Here is an 18355-nt window from a genome sequence, read left to right as displayed (position 1 = left end):
CAAATCGTTTTAGCTTACAATAACCTTACAGTTTTGTAAGGTATGAATATGTAAATGTAAGGTAGAGCTTGTCCAAGTGTAAGCAAATGAATTGACTCGTCGTTTCTTTCTTACAATAATATTGTATGAAGGAGAGGAGGAGGCAAGATGGAAGCTTATTTTAGTGCGCATCCATTAAAACCATTTATTCCATACTCAAGGCAACACGTCCTTATATTATTTATTATGTTGGTAGGGATATTTTTTCTATATCAATACCAAGATTTATTGCGTCAAAATGAGTGGAATATAACGGTTCGATATGCGATTGCATTTTTATTTATTGGGAGTGAAATTGGGCTCCATATGTGGGAATGGAAAGCGGGGATTTTTGAACTAGGCACTTCATTACCATTTGAGTTATGTACGATTAGTTTATTGTTAGCGTCGATTATGATTGTAACGAAAAGTTACCGCATATATGAGATTGTATTTTTTACAGGAATTATCGGTGCATCACAAGCGATTTTAACGCCGAACGTGCAATATGCTTTTCCGCATTTTCGCTTTATAGAATTCTTCGCTGCACATGTATTACTCATTTGGGCACCACTCTTTATGACGTGGGTAGAAGGATATAGACCGACCTTGCAATCAATTAAGCGTACGATGATATTTTTAAACATAGTAATTCCAATCGTTTCTTTTGTGAACTACAAAACAGGCGGTAATTATATGTTTTTAGCTCGTAAGCCAGAAACTGCTTCATTACTTGATATGTTAGGGCCGCACCCTTACTATATTATTTCATTAGAAATAGCTGCGCTTATTGGATGTTTTATTTTGTATATGCCGTTTGCGAAAAGAGAAGGGCATGCGCATAAAGAATCACTAGGATCATAACCTAGTGATTTTTTCGTGTAAATATTTACAATTCAGAAAATTAAGAATAAAATTAAGGGGTAAATTATATAGAGAGAGAAGGGAAAACGTGGTCAAAAAAGTTTTTCTGAATGGGATGGAAGTGACGGTTCAATTTATTATTTCGATTTTGGGTATTATTTGTTTAGGGGCACTGCCGAAATTATTTTATGGATTTGAGCTGCATGCATCAAGGTACATACAGAGTTTAAAAGAAGTGTTTGTGAACTTAATGGATATCTCTAATTTTCAATATGTGAGAGGTGAATTTTTATTTCCGCAGTTGTTCGTCCATTATAAAGAAACGATTGTTATTTTTTTAGCTGCTTTTTTTATTTCATTATTTGTAGCATTTTGTATTGTTTATGTGATTACGAGTAGTTCACCGCGTATACAACATCGCATTAAATCATTTCTCATCTTCTTAGAATCTATTCCAGACATTCTACTTATTTTAGTATCACAAATTTTAGTTGTATGGTTTTTTAAACAAACAGGTTTTTTGCCCTTTCAAATTGCATCAATTGGAGGCGAATCAATTAGAGGATTACCAATATTTTGTTTGAGTATACCGACTACGATTCTGTTTGTAAAACTGTTAGTGCTTCGTTTTGAAAATGAGCTAGAAAAAGATTATGTACTATTTGCTAAGGCGAAAGGGCTCGATCGTTTTCATATTTTAAATCGTCATATTTTACGAAATGTGTTGCTTAGTACACTTTTCTTTGCGAAAACGAATATCTTTTTTATGTTATCTAATTTATATATTATAGAATGGATTTTTAATACGGGTGGTATTTTTATGTTTTTGAAATCGTATGAGGGTATTAGGATTGAGGTTTTCATCGTTAGTGTGCTGCTTATTTATATTCCGATTTTTATTTTGTTTAAATTGTTTCATTATCTCATTCCAGCTGCGATGAAGGAGAGACTATAATATGTGGACGTATATAAAACGCGATAAAAGATTTTGGATAAGCATTGGGTTTCTTCTCATATTAGTTCTTTTGAGCATCGGAAATACGATATGGAACGATGGACATATTAGACAAGTTACATTGCAATATGATGCGGATGAAAATCCAGAAGTTCCACCGTTTTCACCTTCATTCCAATTTTTACTTGGGACAGACCGGAAAGGATACGACCTGTTACATTTAGTCATTGAAGGTGCGAAGTGGACAATTGGTATAGCTATTTTAATTGCGGCACTTAGAATGGTAATAGGTGTGTTTTTCGGTGTCGTACTCGGAACATATGTAAAAAGAGGGTTTTCAAAAATCGAGGCTTTTTTTGATAGTTTTACAGTTATTCCAACAGTTATGATTGCGTATTTTTTTCTTCAATCTGCAAATGCATTTGGGAGTGGAGAGGAAACAACAACCTTTTTTGAAAGGGCTTCGTTTCAAGTTTTATTACTTGTAATGCTTGTGATGCCAGTTATTGCATTGTATGTTGCGAAGGAAGTCCGTAAGTTGAGAACCGAAGAATTTATTGAAGCTGCGTGCATATTAGGTGGATCGAGAAGGCATATTGTTATAAAGCATATTTTCCCGCATCTTTATATGACGTTTATACTTGTATTTTTTCAGCAGTTTACGCAAACTCTTACTATTTTACTGCACTTAGGATTACTGGAAATATTCTTTGGCGGAACAGTTCAGTTTTTCGGACCGATAGAAGAAATAGACTCTTACACACATGAATGGTCAGGCTTAATTGGAGTCTATTTTAGATCATTAACAGTGAATCCGTGGATTCCGCTCGTTCCCATTACATTTTTTGGACTTACTATTTTTTCAGGAAATATGATTGTGAAAAGTATAGAAGAAGCGATGACAAAAGTTCGATTAGGGGGAGAGATAAAGAAGACGGATGTAGAAGAGGAACAATCTGCTGTGCAGTCAAAAGAAGAGCTATTTACTTTTAAACATACGATGTGAAAAGAAGCAAGCATGGATTTCATGCTTGCTTCATTTTATTTTGTAGAAACTTCACCTTCAGCTTCTGTTTGAGGAATATAGTATCCGATTATACCACCGATGATTGCTGGAATAATCCAGCCGATTCCTAAGTTGTAAAAAGGAATGGTGTGTACGATATTAGCGATAAAACTTGGTATCAATTCCACATTATCAAGTGCATGAATACAGCTAATAATGAATGCTGCGAGCATTGCTCCGATGTAGACAGAAGGTTTACGTTTCGTATATTTATCAATAAATGATACGAAAATTAAAATGATTGTAATTGGATACAAAATGATTAATACAGGTAATGTAATTTTTATTAGTAAACTTAATCCTAAGTTTGAAATGACGAAGCTAAATATACAAACGTATAGTACGAGTTTCTTATATGAAACATTTGTTAGTACTGTTGCGAAATAGTTGGCGAATGCACTTACAACACCGATTGCTGTCGTTAAACAAGCGAAGATAATGGCGATACTTAATAAAACATTACCGCTTGTCCCAAAGAATTGATACATAACAGTAGCTAATAGTTGACCACCGTTTTCGAATTGCCCTAGATTGCCGTTTGAAGCGCCGATATAACCGAGTAAGAAATAAACAATTGTTAAGAATAGGGCTGCAATGCTCCCGCAAATAATTGTATATTTCGCAATCGATTTTTTCTCTTGTATACCGTTTTGGCGAATTGCATTTACAACAATTGTTGATAATACGAGAGCACCAATTGCATCTAACGTTAAAAATCCTTCAAGAAATCCTTTGAAAAATGGAATTTCTTTATAGTCACCAACAGGTTCTGCAAACGTTCCTGGTGAAAGAATCGCTTTTGTTGCCATAATTGCAATAATTCCAAGTAAAATTGGCGTTAATATTTTTCCAATATGATCTACTAATTTTGATGGATTTAATGATAAGAAGTAAACGACTGTAAAGAAAATCGCACTAAAGATTAACATAGAGTACCATTGGTCCGGGAAAAGTGGTGCAATCCCAATTTCGTAAGATACAGATCCAGTTCGTGGAATAACAAATAGTGGGCCGATTGAAAGATAAATAATGATAGCGAATATTGCTGCGAATTTTGGATGAACACGGCTTGCTAAAGTGTTAAAACTACCACCGGCAAGGGCAACAGCGACGATAGCTAGTAAAGATAAACCGACGTCTGTAATAATAAATCCTGTAATGGAAATCCACATGTTTTCTCCGGATGAAAGACCGAGAAGGGGCGGGAAAATCATATTACCAGCACCGAAGAAAACTGCGAATAGTAATAAACTAATCGAAAGTATTTGCGCTGGTTTTAAAGTTGTACGCATATAAAGAAAATCCTCCTAATGAGTGTTTTTGTCGAAAATTCAAATAATTTGTCGAGTAACTGTTACCATTTTAAAGGTCTGATGACTAGAAAGCAATAGGGAATTTTAAAAATATTTTAAAATAATGCGTAAAATTGAATAAATATACTATTTATATCTTTAATAGGAAGGATTTAACTTTAAACGTAAAAAAAACACATATCGCTAGGATACGTGTCTTAAAAAAATATTTTTTTATCACGTTCTTCTTTTAAAATTTCAACTGCTTCTCGGAAACGTTGTGAATGGACAATTTCTCGTTCGCGTAAAAAGCGTAAGCTGTCATTTATGTCAGGATCGTCAGATAAATCAATGAGCCATTGATAAGTTGCTCTTGCCTTTTCTTCAGCAGCAATATCTTCATATAAATCTGCAATAGGGTCTCCTTTTGCTTGAATATAAGTAGCAGTAAAAGGAACGCCACCAGCATTATGATAAAACAAAGCACTATCATGATTAGCGTACTGTGCGTCTAATCCAGCAGCTTTCATTTGCTCTGGTGTTGCATCTTTTGTTAATTTATAAATCATTGTCGCAATCATTTCTAGATGCGCGAATTCTTCGGTACCAATGTCGGTTAGTAAGCCAACTACTTTGTCAGGAATGGTATAACGTTGATTTAAGTAGCGAAGAGCAGCAGCGAGTTCGCCGTCCGCACCGCCATATTGTTCAACTAATAATTTGGCGAGTGCTGGATTACAAGTACTCACTTTAACTGGATATTGTAATTTCTTTTCATAAATCCACATAGTCTCTCTCCTTTATATTTGCCATGGCCACGGTCCTTTGCTCCATTCCCATGGAGCGTTAGAATAACTATTTCCGAACTGCTGGAGTGGCCCGTATTTTTCTTCGATTTTTTGTTGTAATACTCTTCGTTTATAGGAGAAATCGTTGAATTGATTTATAGCTGCAGTATCGTTTGGGTGCGTATCTAAATAGAGGGTAAGTTCAACTAATACAAAGTCTAGTTCTTGTAGTTCTTCAATCCATTTGTAATATTCATCAGGCAATGTCTGTGTCACGTTTTTATTCACCGTCCTTTTTTGTAAGGATTTTCATAAAAATCATAAAAAGCAGGCCACAGAGTTCCTTTTCGTAAAGCTTCTTTTGGTGGGAATTGTGGTAGGTTAGGTGGTTGAAAGCCCATAAATAGGTGTGGGGGAGTTGAGTAATATTTTTTTCCAATTGGAGGGCAAGGGTCGTTTGGGCCATGGAAAGGTATGTAGGATTTCATAAATTCATCCATGTTACACGCCTCCTTTATAAATGAAATATTCATCACTACGTATTGTATTCGTACATAATTGCAAATTATGACTCATATAGAAAACTAAAAGAGGCAGGGGGAGTGCGGATGGAAAGTGTTACAACATGTATTGTATTAGAATCTAAAAACTTAAAGGAAACATTATATTTTTACGAAGGAATTCTAGGGTTTAAACCGAGCAAGGAGAGGCCACAAATACGTGTAACAGGTGTGTGGTATGATATCGGTTCAACGAGAATTTGTTTTGTTGTAAATAGGGGACTAGGAGAACATAGAGAGACCGTTATATCATCAGTGAAAGAACTATTGTTAAAAACTACAAATATCGAGCGGTTAAAGAAAAAGTTAGTGTTTTATCAAATATCATTTGTAGAAGAGCACCATGGTGAAGAAGTTAGAATAATATTTCATGATCCAGATGGTTATACACTCCAATTTACTTCAATATAAAATATGGAATAGAGCTTTTTATAATGGAATAATCTGAATGGTGAATGAAAAAAATATTGACAAGCTTAGGCAAATATTTTAATGTGATTGTATAAAACTGTGTATATAAAGGGGAGTAACTTATTACAGTAAAGTCGTCATTACAGGGAGAAACCCTCGGCTTTATTGGCAACGTTTCGTTGTTAGTGAGACCTTTACCAGCAATGGTAAAGGCCCCTTATTGTCTTTTTTAGGACCCTTACCATATTTGGTAGGGTCCTTTTTGTATACAAAGAGAGGAGAAATAAAAATGAAAAAACTTATTAGTAGATTAAGAGTTGTATTTCATGTTCGTCGTTTCGTTCCATTCCTATTTGACTTTTTTACTTCAAAAGAGGTTTCAATAAAGAAGAAAATTTTATCTGTTGCTTTTTTAGTTGGGTATGTTGCGATGCCGCTTGATTTAATTCCAGACTTCCTGCCGTTTATCGGTATTTTAGATGATATTGGAATTGTGTTATTCATTTTGAACCGAATTGTAAAAATGGCGCCAGTGCAATTACAAGAAAAGCATAACGTAAACGTAGGATAGGAGTTGAAAATATGGAGCAAATTATTTTAGATATAATCGAGTTTTTAAAGCAGTTTTCTTATTTTGGAGTTGTGTTAGCATTAACGTTTGAATTTATTCCAGCAGAAGTAGTTTTGCCTATGGTTGGGTATTGGGTGTACGAGGGAGATATGAATTTTTGGCTAGCTGTATTAGCAGGGACACTTGGCGGAACGACAGGACCATTAACGTTATACGCACTCGGTTATTACGGTGGCCGTCCTCTATTAATAAAATACGGGAAATACTTCTTTATTAAAGAAGAGCAAATTCAAAAAGCAGATGATTTCTTTGAGAAATATGGACCAGTTGTAGCATTTGTTGGACGCTTTGTGCCAGGGGTTCGAACGCTTATTTCTGTTCCATGTGGAATGGCGAAAATGAATATATGGAAATTTAGCATATATACATTTGTAGCAATGTTCCCGTTAACGACTTTATATGTCTATTTTGGAATGAAATTAGGGCCGCATTGGGAAAAGGCTGCGGATGTTGTTGGACAATATATGTTACCGATATTAGGAGGCGTACTTCTTATCGTGGCTAGTATCTTTATCTATAAATTTATGAAAAAACGAAATAAAACTGAATCTATCTAGTCAGTGGTACTGAAATTTTCATATTTTTTGAAAATAGATGAATAGTACAGGCAAAAGACTCTGAGGGACATACACATATAGGGAATATAAAAGAGAGAGGGGAAACAACTATGTCTTGTGAGTGCTCAGGGTCAGCATTAACTTGTTGTCCAGATAAAAATTATGTACAAGATAAAGTGTGTAGTCCGTGGTCTGCTACTGTAGTTGCAACAGCAATTGATAATGTTCTTTATACAAATAATATTAACCAAAATGTAGTTGGTACTGGTTTTGTTAAATATGATGTTGGTCCAGGTCCAATTACTGTAGAAGCGCTTGATTCTGCTGGGGCTACAATTGATACACAAATATTAAACCCAGGAACGAGTATCGCTTTTACGTATCGCCGCTTTGATAGTATACAAGTTGTGTTACCTGCAACACCTGCTGGAACGTATCAGGGAGAATTTTGTATTACAACACGCTATCCACTTTCATAGTAGAATAGGAGAGGATTGAAATGGGAATGAGAAGTTCCGGTTTGTCTTGTTGTTCTAATAAAACACTTGTGCAAGATCAAGTATGTACAGACTGGTCTATTACAGGTGCTGGTACTCAAATTGTATATACGAATAATATTACACAAGAAGTATATGGTTCAGGTTATGTGAAATATGATGTAGGCGCGAATCCCATTACAGTTGATTTTTTAGTAGGTGCTACAGTAGTTGATACAATTACTGTACAACCACAAAGTAGTGGTACTTTCACTGTACGATATTTTACTACTGTTCGAATTACTACGACAGGAACAACTGTTAATCAAGGAGAGTTTTGTATTACTGTACGTTATCCGATTTCATAAAAAAAGCATACCGTGAATGGTATGCTTTTTTAATTGAGAAAGTAATGAAATTGGTATTCTATAAGCAACATGTAAATTGGCAACAGTACTTGCCTTCTAAATATAGTGAAGGATCACTTTGTATATTAATAATACTGACAGATTGTAAGTCTTTTCCTGTGTAAGATATAGTATTACCAGGAAACACAGTGAAAATATTAGTTACTGCTCCAGTGATTTGAATTGTAATTGCTTCTGTGCTGCTAGTACTATTGTAAACCGAGACAGTACCTGATATAAGTAGTATCCTATCACTTTTCCATAGTATCATTGATTGTAATGCATCTTTGGCAGATGGGATGGTGTTATTAGTTATGAGGAAATTCCCTGCAAATTCATTTGTTACTCGCTCGCAATTTGGATTTGGGGGAGGGGGTGGTGGACAAGGGTCTGGACAAATAATAGATAAAGGAGCGAAACAGCCAATATTTTTTTTGTTCCTCAATATAACCCCTCCTTTTAAGTTGTCTTTTACTACTATTAAATGTAGAAGCATGGCCGATGTGTTAAAAAAGAAGGAAATGTTAAAAATTAAGATTGTCCAATAGGCTTAAACTTTAATTTATCATTAGTGTTATAGAAAAGATTATATGTGAATAGTCATAGGAAAAGAATGATCAGACTCTTTTAGACAAAAGGTGGTTGTATACAATAGTATGAGGAATGTTGGACTTAACCTCTAATTAACTGTATATTTACAAAAATCTAATAAAATTCATTTGTTATTTAAACGACATTAACATGTTTTAGATAAAATAGCTCTTGTAATGAATTAATTATTATGAGGAGGATTCACGTGGAAAGAACAGCTTTACGAAAAGTAAAAGGTCTTATTGGATTATTAATGTTTTTTGTATTAGCATTCGTATCAGTTCCGTGGAGTACATCAGTCAAAGCGGAAGAGAAGAAGCAAGAAAAGGCACCAAGTGAAAAGAAGATAGTTTTTCCAGTTGTGAGTGATGTACATATTAAAAATAGTGGAACGGATGATACGTTTCGCTGGAAAAGAGCGATTGAACAGTTTAATACACTTGCACCAAAGCAAGATGCGTTCGTAATTGTGGGAGATTTTACTGATTCAGGATCGGTACAACAATATGATCGTTTTATGCAAGTATATAATGAAAATGCAAATAAAGATGCGGTACGAATGAATTCTCTTGGTAATCATGATTATTGGAATGGTTTATCTGTAGAAGGAGCACAGAAGCGTTTCTTAGAAAAAACAGGAATGAAATCAATTTATTATCATAATGTGGTAAAAGGTTATCATTTCCTTGTTATGTCTCCAGAGGATGGAACAACTCATGGATATTATTCGGACAAGCAAATTAATTGGTTAAAAGAAGAGATGGCAAAGGCGCAAAAAGATGATCCAGAAAAACCAATTTTCGTATTTTTACATCAACATATTAAAGATACAGTGTACGGTAGTCAAGAATGGGGAACGAAAGATAGTGCAAAAATTAATGCAGTATTAAAAGAATATCCACAAGTCATTACGTTTTCAGGTCATTCACATTATCCATTAGATGATCCAAGATCGATTCATCAAAAAGACTTTACATCCGTTGGTACCTCTTCTGTAAGCTATATGGAGGTAGAGGGTGGCAAAGTGCAAGGGAATATTCCTTCAGAATCGCGTGCATTAAGCCAAGGTTTATTAGTAGAAGTAGATGATAAAGAAGTAACGATTAATCGCCGTGATTTCCATACAAATTCTTGGACAGGCGAGCCTTGGAAAATTCAGTTGCCATCAAAGAAAGAGACATTTACACATGTAGAAGATCGTGATAAAGAAAAGCCTTACTTTGCAAAAGATGCGAAGTTATCGGTATCAAATGTAACAGAAAATGCAGCAACAGTAACATTCCAGCAAGCGTTGGACAACCTTCTTGTTCATTCTTACCGTGTACAAGCGAGAGATAAGCAAACGGGAGAAATAAAGAATAAATTGTTAGCATTCTCAGAGTTTTATCGTGATCCAGTGCCGAAAGAACTGACATTTACGCTTGCAGGACTAGATGGCGGGAAAACATATACACTGGAAGTCGTTGCGATTGATTCATTCGGCAATGAAAGTGCACAACCATTAACGGCAGAGGTTACTACGAAAAAAGATAATATTGATCCGAATGTGAAAGTACCAAAGGCGGATGTTTTTGATGTGAACTTTGCAGATGGTACATTTAAAGACAATTCATCATTTGGTACAAAAGGTGATGTTAAGGGTAATGTGACTATTGAATATGATAAAGCGTTGAAAAAGAATGCTATGAAGCTAAACGGAAAAGCAAATACATTTGGATATCTTCCGTTTTCAGCAGCACAAAAAGAGAAAGTAGCAAATACATTTACGTTAGAAACTGTGTTTTCAATGAATGAAATCCGTGGGCAAGGTATTTTACAAAATACAGAGAGCGGCGGAATTGGCTTTGAATCTACAGGAAGTGGTTATGTAGAATTATGGGCTCATATTGGCGGTAGCTATAAGCGTGTTGGCGTGCAATTAGAGGCAAATAAAACGTACCATTTAACTGGAACGTATAATGGAAGTGAAGTAGCCATTTACGTAGATGGTAAAAAAGTAAATAGCCAACCAGCTACAGGGAAAGTATATCACCCGAACGTACCATTTGCACTTGGTGCAGATCCAGATAGCAACGGGAATGGCGGTATTCCGTTAAACGGACAAATTGCGCTTGCAAAATTATATAGTAAAGCGTTAAGTTCTTCAGAAGTATTAGCAGCATATAATGAGTTTTCTAATCGTACAAAATTAGAGCAAGTAAACGCGTTATATGAAGAGCTTGGAAAAGTAAAAGAAGTGTTAGCTGGTACGTATGAGTTTGGTGACAAACCAGGTCAATATTCAAAGGAAGCATTTCAAGCACTAGAGAAAAGCTATAACACTGCAAAGCAAGCATTTGAAAATGTAGGAAGTACTGGAGAGCAAATCGTTCAAGCGTATAACGAATTAAAAACAGCTAATGTAACATTTGTACAATCTAAAGTAGCAGAAGAACAACCGAAAACACCGAAAGAAAAATTACAAATCAATATTGAAACTGCAAAAGCAGTGGTGAAAAAAGCGCAAGCTGCAAATGTAACGGATGGTTCAGTGAAATCATTGAGTCAAAAAATTACAGTGGCAGAATCTGTGTTAAAAGATGCGAAAGTAAAAGATGCACAAGTAGAAACGATGAATCGTACGATGGAATATGCGATTTCACTCGTTGAAAAAAGCATAAACAAATAAGAGAGAAGAAAAGAAGCTTATCATGATAGGCTTCTTTTTTGTTATACTAAAAATAGTATAGAATGAGGGAGCGAATAATTTGGAAGAGAAAAAGCTAAAAAGAATTCTTGAATATGTATGGATCGTGGTTGTGCTCCTTGTAGGATATTATTTCTTAAAAGAAAAAAGTATATGGGTTCTATTTCTAATGACGTTTTTATTAGCGGGTTTAGGCACGTTATTTATTAATTTCTTCTTTGATAGTCTAAATGCATGGAAGAAGAAAAAGAAGGGAACGAAGTAAAGGAGGGAATATATGCAAAAGTGGAAGCTCATATATCAGGTGATTCTTTTCATAGTGCTTGTAGGTATTGGCGTTTTAAAATATTCTACACCGATAGGAAATTGGGCATCGTTTACAGCTTGCATCGGCATATTTTTCATTTTACAATCGTTAACGAAAAAATATAATAATACAGAAAGATAGCTCACCGTTTTATCGGCGAGCTATTTTGTTATGCTTTTTTCTCTCCATCATTTGTTTTTTCAGTAGCTAAATGACTATGTTTTCTAGAGTAGAAGAAATAGAAGCATAAGCCAACTATAAGCCAAGCTATAAAGCTAATCCATGTCGTTTTAGACAAATTAATCATCAAATATAAACAGCAAAGAATTGCAACAACTGGTAATACAGGTACAAAAGGTGCGCGGAATCCACGTTTTAAGTCAGGATGTGTTTTTCGTAAAATGAGTACTGCGCAGCAAACGAATGTAAAGGCTGTTAGCGTACCGATGTTCACTAAATTAGCAAGTAGATGTAGGTCTAGAAGTCCTGCTAATAAAGCGGCAACAACACCAGTGATCCATGTGTTTAATAAAGGGACTTTTACTTTTTTATTTACACGTGCTAGCGCTTTTGGAAGTAGTCCGTCGCGGCTCATCGCATAAGAAACGCGAACTTGTCCGTACATAACGACTAGGAGGACGGTTGTCATTCCAGTCATCGCGCCAACAGCGAGAAGTCCTGCAATTGTATCTTCGCCAACGAAATGTAAGGCAAACGCAACTGGATCAGAAACATCTAATTGTGTATATGGAACCATACCTGTTAAAACGAAAGATACAATCATGTATAAAACAGTACAAATAAGAAGAGAACCGATAATGCCAATTGGTAAATCGCGCTGTGGTTTTTTCGTTTCTTCTGCCGCGGTGGCGATTGCATCAAAGCCTAAGAAGGCGAAGAATACAGTGGCAGCTCCAGTAATGATACCGTCGTATCCGAATGGAATGAACGGCGTCCAATTTTCAGGTTTTACATATTTTGCGCCTGCTACGATAAAGGCGATAATAACAGCTAACTTGATAAGAACCATAACATTATTAATGCGTGCGCTTTCGCGTATACCGAAACTTAAAAGGCCCGTAATGAGTAGTAAAATACAAACAGCTGGTAAATCGATAATGCCGCCTTTTCCTACGCCAGGGGCCGAGGCGATTATGGTGGGCAGATGGATGTTAAACCCTTGTAGTAAAGATTGTAAATAACCAGACCAACCGACAGCTACAGCCGCGACTGCAAGTAAATATTCGAGCATTAAACACCAGCCGACGATGAAGGCGACGACTTCTCCGACTGTCATGTATGCGTAAGTATACACACTTCCAGAGACAGGAATAGAAGAAGCAAATTCGGCATAGCAAAAGGCTACACAAGCACAAGTAAATGCAGCAATAAGGAATGATAACATAATACCAGGACCAGAATGTTTCGCTGCGACAATACCTGTTAATACAAAGATCCCTGTCCCAATTACGGCGCCAATTCCTAAAAAAGTTAAATCAAGTGCAGTTAATGTTCTCTCTAACTGCCGTGGTGATTCAGTACTAAGTGGCTTTTTTCGTAATAATGACTTCACTTTGGACTCTCCCCCCGTTTTTTCATTTCCATAACTGCGAATATAGTATGAGCCCACTAGAAGAGAGTATGTAAGTAAATGGAGGTACAGTTATGGTATGTAGTTTTTTAAAATTGCTGGATTAATCTTAATATAATTCAGAATATTTTGTCAAATAAAAATATGACAAATAAAATGCGGATGAATAGGGGAAACTACTTGCAGAAATGGACGAGGGTTAACAGAGTGACAAAACCACTCATAAAAGTTTCACTTTATAAAGTAGGAGAAGATGTTATGTTATTTTATTTTGAACTTGTCGTCATTTTACTTTGTACGAAATTAGCTGGTGATATTAGCGTGAGACTTGGCCAGCCTTCTGTACTTGGTAAATTAATCGTTGGTATTATTATCGGTCCGGCTGTGCTTGGTATTATTAATAGTTCTGAATTGATCGATGAACTGAGTGAAATTGGTGTTTTACTACTTATGTTTATGGCAGGGCTTGAAACAGATTTAGAAGAGTTAAATCGGAATTTGAAATCTGCATTCGCAGTAGCGATGGGGGGAATTATTTTCCCATTCCTTGGTGGGTATTTAGCGGGACTTGCGTTTGGAATGTTACAGTCGCATGCGATCTTTTTAGGGTTATTACTTTGTGCCACTTCCGTTAGTATTTCTGTTCAAACATTAAGAGATTTAGGGAAAATGAATACGAGAGAAAGTACGACGATTTTAGGGGCAGCTGTATTTGATGATGTAATTGTTGTTATTTTATTAGCATTTGTGATGAGTTTTTTAGGTACACAAGATGTAAATGTAACGCTTGTCATTGCAAAGAAAATTATCTTTTTTGTCAGTATCGTTTTCATCTCTTGGAAAGTTGTTCCATGGATTATGAAAATGCTCGTACCACTTCGCGTAACAGAGGCGTTAATTAGTGCAGCTCTTATTATTTGTTTCTCATTTTCGTATTACAGTGAAATGATGGGGATCGCAGGTATTATTGGGGCATTTGCAGCCGGAATTGCCATTTCGCAAACAGAGTATAAGCACGAAGTAGAACATAAAATTGAACCGATTGCTTATGCGATATTTGTACCGGTGTTCTTCGTAAGTATTGGAATGGAAATTACATTTCAAGGTATCGGAAGCCAGCTTTGGTTCATTATCATCATGACGCTTATTGCAATTTTTACAAAGTTAATCGGATCAGGTTTAGGAGCAAGACTGACAGGGTTCAACCTTCAATCTTCTATTAGTATTGGTGCGGGGATGGTTTCGCGCGGAGAAGTGGCGCTTATCATCGCAGCAAATGGACTTGCGGCGAATTTATTAGCGAAAGAAAATTTCACAGCGATTGTTATTGTTGTTATATTAACGACGATTATTACGCCGCCGCTTTTGAAAAAATATTTTGTATAGAGAGGAAGAGCTTATCTCATGTAGGTAAGCTTTTTTTTTATTGGAAAAAGCAATAGTCATATAGCGTGAATAGGTTGTAATTATGTTAAAATCTACGTATATGATAAGTCGAGGAGAGAAAATGTGTGAGGATTACGAAGGGGAAGGTTATCGGTATAATCATACTTATTGCGCTATGTATACCATTTACTGCATGGAAAGAGTCAAAAGTGAAAGACTTTCCTGTTTCTATTTTTTCTTCCTATGTAGAAGACGAAAACCCGAAAGACTATAATTACACTGCTTTTGTACCTGACTTTGCAATTTGGATACATGGATGGGAAAAACAGCGATCTGAAGGTGAAATAACGTCATATAAAAGAGGGGATCGAACTGTAATTGTTCACCATCCTCCTGGCGATGATGGTTTTTATCTTTTTGAAGCAAGAGAAAATAAGTGAAAGCAACCGTAAGAAGTGGAGGTTAAATAGTGAAAGCTTCAACATTACTATTTAAAATTGAAAGTAATATGGATCAATTTTCACCAGCTGAAAAGAAGGTTGCCATGTACATAATGGGGAATGCAGAAATTGTTCCGAACTTAACGACGAAAGAAGTGTCAACGAATGCGGGCGCAAGTGAGGCGAGTGTTGTTCGCTTTTGTAAGTCGATTGGGATTGGAAGCTTTAAAGCATTTAAAATCGCGCTCGTTCGTGAATTGACGATTGCTGATTATAATATTAATGATTTTTCAGTTATGAATACGGAAGATGGACCGTATGACTTGTTTAATAAAGTTACGTATGTGAATAAAGCTGCAATTGAGGCGAGCGTTACTGCGATAGATAAAAAGGAACTTGAGAAAGCTGCAGATCGTATTGTAAATGCGGGTAAAATTATATTTTATGGAGTAGGCGGATCAGCTACTCCGGCGATGGACGGGGCTTATAAATTTACAAGGCTCGGATTTACAGCGATGATGCTATCTGATTTTCATATGATGTTGCCGCTTGTAACGAATTTAAAAGAGGGCGATATATTTGTTGCGATTTCAACATCTGGTCGTACGAAAGATGTACTTGAAATGGCGCAATATGCGAAGAGACAAGGTGCAACAGTTATTGCGATTACAAAGCTTGACCAATCATCACCGTTATATAAAGAGGCGGATATTCGTCTTTGTATGCCAGATGTAGAGCAAGATCATCGTATTGCAAGTATTGCTTCTAGAATGACACAACTGAATATGATTGATGCTTTATATGTGATTACTTTTAATCGTATTGGTAATAAAGTGTTGGATCAATTTATGGAGACGCGAGAAGAAGCAGTGCGGTTACGGAAGTTAAAGTAGAAGAAAAGATGAGGGGACTCATCTTTTTTATTATCTTTGACACAAATATGTCATTTTATGAAATTTTATTTCATAAAATAAGAAAGTAATATTGATTTTTAATTTCTCGAAGTTATAATAAAAGTGTGAAATATAATTTCAAAGAGGGTGGCAATATGTTAGAAAATTTATCGACAGAACACCGTAATGAGAAAACGACGAATCTAGATGAGATGAGTATAAAAGAAGTGTTACAGAGTATGAATGAAGAAGATCGAACTGTTGCGTTAGCAGTTGAAAAAGAGATAGAACAAATTGAAAAGGTCGTACAGACTGTTATTAAATCTTTTGAAGCAGAGGGCCGATTAATTTATATTGGGGCTGGTACGAGTGGTCGTTTAGGTATTTTAGACGCAGTGGAATGCCCGCCGACATTTGGCACAGAAGATAAAATGGTGCAAGGATTTATAGCAGGTGGATTGAAAGCGTTTACTAAGGCAGTGGAAGGTGCCGAAGATCGCGAAGAGTTAGCAGAAGAAGATTTGAAAAGTATTGGATTAAACGAGAAAGATACAGTGATTGGTATTGCCGCAAGTGGTAGAACCCCTTACGTAATTGGCGGATTGAAATACGCACATAGTGTGGGAGCTAGTACGGCGAGTATTTCTTGTAATAAAAATGCTGAAATAAGTAAGTATGCAAAACTCAATGTAGAAGTGGAGACAGGCGCAGAAATATTAACAGGCTCAACGCGTTTGAAGGCTGGTACAGCACAAAAATTAGTACTTAATATGATTTCAACAGCTTCTATGATTGGTGTTGGGAAAGTATATAAAAACTTAATGGTAGATGTTCAATCTACAAATGAAAAGTTAGTAGAACGATCAAAACGAATTATTGTGGAAGCAACAGGGGTTAGTTATGAAGTAGCAGCAGAGTGTTATGAAAAAGCAGAACGTAATGTGAAAGCTGCGATTGTTATGGTGTTATTGCAGTGTGAGTATGGGGAAGCACTGGAAAAGTTAAAAGAAGCGAAAGGGTTTGTGAAGAAGGCACTATAAAATAATAGGGAGGGGGATTCTATTATGAAGAAAGAAGAGAGAATGGCCAAAGAGATTTCAGAGCAACTTGGGGGAGTAAAAAATATTCGTGGCATTGCTCATTGTATGACGAGACTGCGATTAACGCTTCATGATGAAAGTAAAGTGAATATGGACCTTTTGAAAAAGGTTGAAGGGGTTATGGGCGTTATTGAAGATGAGACGCTTCAAGTTGTTGTTGGCCCAGGGACAGTAAATAAAGTAGCTGCTGAAATGGAAGGTTTAACGGGACTGCGAATTGGTGAGGTGGCAGATCATCATCTTGAAGATCTTGGGCAAGAGATGAAGTCAGAGATTAAGAAGAAAAATAATACACCAGTGAAAAACTTTTTACGAAAAATAGGAAGTATTTTCATTCCGTTAATTCCAGGTCTTGTTGCGTCAGGAATTATAAACGGGGTTGCTAACTTTGCGAAAAACGCAGGTGCTGATCCAAATGCAACGTGGCTACAAATGTTACTACTTATTGGCGGCGGTATCTTTACATTCTTAGGGATTTTAGTCGGCTGGAATACAGCGAAAGAATTTGGCGGGACACCAGTTCTTGGGGCGATTGCTGGTATTTTAATTTTTAACCCGGCGATGGCGAATGTAAAATTATTCGGTGAAGCGCTCGTACCCGGACGGGGTGGATTGTTTGCAGTTATTTTTGCAGCATGGCTTATGGTTGTAGTAGAAAGACAAGTTCGAAAAGCAGTGCCAAATGCAGTTGATATTATCGTGACACCACTCATTACTGTATTAGTAGTAAGTATCGTAACGATGTTAGCCATTCAGCCGGTAGCAGGTTTCTTATCTGAAGGAATTACAAGCGGAATTAACGGCATTTTAAGTATTGGTGGAGCGTTTGCGGGAGCAGTGCTTGCGGGAACATTTTTACCACTCGTTATGGTCGGATTACATCACGGTTTGACACCGATTCATATGGAGTTTATTAATCAAACGCACGTAACGCCTTTATTACCAGTACTAGCAATGGCTGGAGCTGGGCAAGTAGGAGCAGCGATTGCGATTTTTGTAAAAACAAAAAACAAACGACTTCGTAACGTAATTAAAGGTGCATTACCAGTTGGCTTTTTAGGAATTGGCGAACCGTTATTATACGGGGTTACATTACCACTTGGGAAACCGTTTCTTACAGCTTGTTTAGGTGCAGCTGTCGGTGGTGCATTCCAAGCAGTTATGAAAACAGCCGCACTCGGAATTGGCGTATCAGGATTATCATTAATTCCGTTAATTGCTGATAATAAATATTTATTATATTTCCTTGGGTTAGTTGTGGCATATACTTTTGGATTTATCTTTACGTACTTCTTCGGATTTAAAGAAGAAATGGCAGAAAACATATAGAGAAAGG

22 protein-coding genes are annotated in these 18355 nt (G+C 36.3%); 16 read left to right on the top strand and 6 right to left on the bottom strand.

Annotated elements, in window-relative coordinates:
• Positions 1-147: 147 nt before the first annotated feature.
• From MNO09_RS26835 to MNO09_RS26825, 3 genes are all read left to right on the top strand, one after another.
• Positions 148-882: a YwaF family protein gene (locus tag MNO09_RS26835; protein ID WP_070168426.1), complete on the top strand. Its 735-nt coding sequence runs from the start codon at positions 148-150 to the stop codon at positions 880-882.
• Between the two features lie 88 nt (positions 883-970).
• Entirely contained in the window at positions 971-1837 is an 867-nt protein-coding gene (locus MNO09_RS26830; RefSeq protein WP_241950070.1) for an ABC transporter permease subunit, read from the top strand.
• 1 nt (position 1838) lies between these two features.
• Entirely contained in the window at positions 1839-2843 is a 1005-nt protein-coding gene (locus MNO09_RS26825; protein WP_000269931.1) for an ABC transporter permease, read from the top strand.
• Between the two features lie 35 nt (positions 2844-2878).
• On the opposite strand, the gene brnQ2 is transcribed toward MNO09_RS26825, so the two are convergent.
• From brnQ2 to MNO09_RS26805, 4 genes are all read right to left on the bottom strand, one after another.
• On the bottom strand, positions 2879-4195 hold the full coding sequence (gene brnQ2 / locus MNO09_RS26820) for a branched-chain amino acid transport system II carrier protein BrnQ2 (RefSeq protein WP_001260895.1): 1317 nt from the start codon (positions 4193-4195) through the stop codon (positions 2879-2881).
• A 218-nt stretch (positions 4196-4413) separates the two neighbouring features.
• Entirely contained in the window at positions 4414-4983 is a 570-nt protein-coding gene (gene cotJC, locus MNO09_RS26815; RefSeq protein WP_000265283.1) for a spore coat protein CotJC, read from the bottom strand.
• Between the two features lie 12 nt (positions 4984-4995).
• A complete protein-coding gene (locus tag MNO09_RS26810; protein WP_000194954.1) occupies positions 4996-5259 on the bottom strand; it encodes a spore coat protein CotJB in 264 nt (87 codons plus the stop codon).
• 8 nt (positions 5260-5267) lie between these two features.
• Positions 5268-5483 carry a spore coat associated protein CotJA gene (locus MNO09_RS26805; protein ID WP_000343267.1) on the bottom strand — a complete coding sequence of 72 codons (216 nt, stop codon included), beginning with the start codon at positions 5481-5483 and terminating at the stop codon, positions 5268-5270.
• Between the two features lie 108 nt (positions 5484-5591).
• Here MNO09_RS26805 and MNO09_RS26800 point away from each other — a divergent pair, with 108 nt between their 5' ends.
• The 5 genes from MNO09_RS26800 to MNO09_RS26780 all read left to right on the top strand — a co-directional run bounded on the left by MNO09_RS26800 (position 5592) and on the right by MNO09_RS26780 (position 7986).
• Entirely contained in the window at positions 5592-5954 is a 363-nt protein-coding gene (locus MNO09_RS26800; protein WP_000446755.1) for a VOC family protein, read from the top strand.
• A 289-nt stretch (positions 5955-6243) separates the two neighbouring features.
• Positions 6244-6525 (top strand): YkvA family protein, encoded by a 282-nt coding sequence (locus MNO09_RS26795; protein WP_000733852.1) that lies wholly within the window; start codon positions 6244-6246, stop codon positions 6523-6525.
• Between the two features lie 11 nt (positions 6526-6536).
• On the top strand, positions 6537-7142 hold the full coding sequence (locus MNO09_RS26790) for a DedA family protein (protein ID WP_000435018.1): 606 nt from the start codon (positions 6537-6539) through the stop codon (positions 7140-7142).
• Positions 7143-7252: 110 nt separating this feature from the next.
• Positions 7253-7621, top strand: coding sequence for a DUF3992 domain-containing protein (locus MNO09_RS26785; RefSeq protein ID WP_001277539.1), 369 nt, complete (start codon positions 7253-7255; stop codon positions 7619-7621).
• Positions 7622-7641: 20 nt separating this feature from the next.
• Positions 7642-7986, top strand: a complete 345-nt coding sequence (locus MNO09_RS26780) for a DUF3992 domain-containing protein (protein ID WP_000525803.1) — start codon at positions 7642-7644, stop codon at positions 7984-7986.
• A 58-nt stretch (positions 7987-8044) separates the two neighbouring features.
• Here the strand turns inward: MNO09_RS26780 and MNO09_RS26775 are convergent, their stop codons facing one another.
• Positions 8045-8470, bottom strand: coding sequence for an S-Ena type endospore appendage (locus MNO09_RS26775; protein WP_002096836.1), 426 nt, complete (start codon positions 8468-8470; stop codon positions 8045-8047).
• 351 nt (positions 8471-8821) lie between these two features.
• Here MNO09_RS26775 and MNO09_RS26765 point away from each other — a divergent pair, with 351 nt between their 5' ends.
• The 3 genes from MNO09_RS26765 (at position 8822) to MNO09_RS26755 (ending at position 11750) form a co-directional block, all read left to right on the top strand.
• A complete protein-coding gene (locus MNO09_RS26765; RefSeq protein ID WP_140399261.1) occupies positions 8822-11284 on the top strand; it encodes a LamG-like jellyroll fold domain-containing protein in 2463 nt (820 codons plus the stop codon).
• A gap of 79 nt (positions 11285-11363) precedes the next feature.
• The gene (locus MNO09_RS26760; protein WP_088107433.1) at positions 11364-11567 is read left to right on the top strand and encodes a hypothetical protein; all 204 of its coding nucleotides are present in this window, start codon (positions 11364-11366) and stop codon (positions 11565-11567) included.
• A gap of 12 nt (positions 11568-11579) precedes the next feature.
• Positions 11580-11750: a hypothetical protein gene (locus tag MNO09_RS26755; protein WP_001174855.1), complete on the top strand. Its 171-nt coding sequence runs from the start codon at positions 11580-11582 to the stop codon at positions 11748-11750.
• Positions 11751-11778: 28 nt separating this feature from the next.
• Here MNO09_RS26755 and bcaP read toward each other — a convergent pair whose 3' ends face one another.
• Positions 11779-13182 carry a branched-chain amino acid transporter BcaP gene (gene bcaP / locus MNO09_RS26750; RefSeq protein ID WP_000838746.1) on the bottom strand — a complete coding sequence of 468 codons (1404 nt, stop codon included), beginning with the start codon at positions 13180-13182 and terminating at the stop codon, positions 11779-11781.
• A gap of 180 nt (positions 13183-13362) precedes the next feature.
• Between bcaP and MNO09_RS26745 the strand changes: the two genes are divergently transcribed.
• From MNO09_RS26745 to MNO09_RS26725, 5 genes are all read left to right on the top strand, one after another.
• Positions 13363-14586, top strand: a complete 1224-nt coding sequence (locus MNO09_RS26745; protein ID WP_050552155.1) for a cation:proton antiporter — start codon at positions 13363-13365, stop codon at positions 14584-14586.
• Between the two features lie 125 nt (positions 14587-14711).
• A complete protein-coding gene (locus MNO09_RS26740; protein ID WP_001223246.1) occupies positions 14712-15026 on the top strand; it encodes a hypothetical protein in 315 nt (104 codons plus the stop codon).
• A gap of 29 nt (positions 15027-15055) precedes the next feature.
• Positions 15056-15919: a MurR/RpiR family transcriptional regulator gene (locus tag MNO09_RS26735; RefSeq protein WP_000648178.1), complete on the top strand. Its 864-nt coding sequence runs from the start codon at positions 15056-15058 to the stop codon at positions 15917-15919.
• Positions 15920-16074: 155 nt separating this feature from the next.
• Positions 16075-16959, top strand: coding sequence for an N-acetylmuramic acid 6-phosphate etherase (gene murQ / locus MNO09_RS26730; protein WP_000892378.1), 885 nt, complete (start codon positions 16075-16077; stop codon positions 16957-16959).
• Positions 16960-16983: 24 nt separating this feature from the next.
• Entirely contained in the window at positions 16984-18348 is a 1365-nt protein-coding gene (locus MNO09_RS26725) for a PTS transporter subunit EIIC (RefSeq protein ID WP_000711310.1), read from the top strand.
• Positions 18349-18355 lie beyond the last annotated feature (7 nt).

It is taken from the genome of Bacillus sp. N5-665, assembly GCF_022637375.2.
GTDB lineage: Bacteria > Bacillota > Bacilli > Bacillales > Bacillaceae_G > Bacillus_A > Bacillus_A wiedmannii.
Note: the sequence above shows the minus strand (reverse complement) of the source record. Positions and strands in the feature narration are given on the sequence as shown.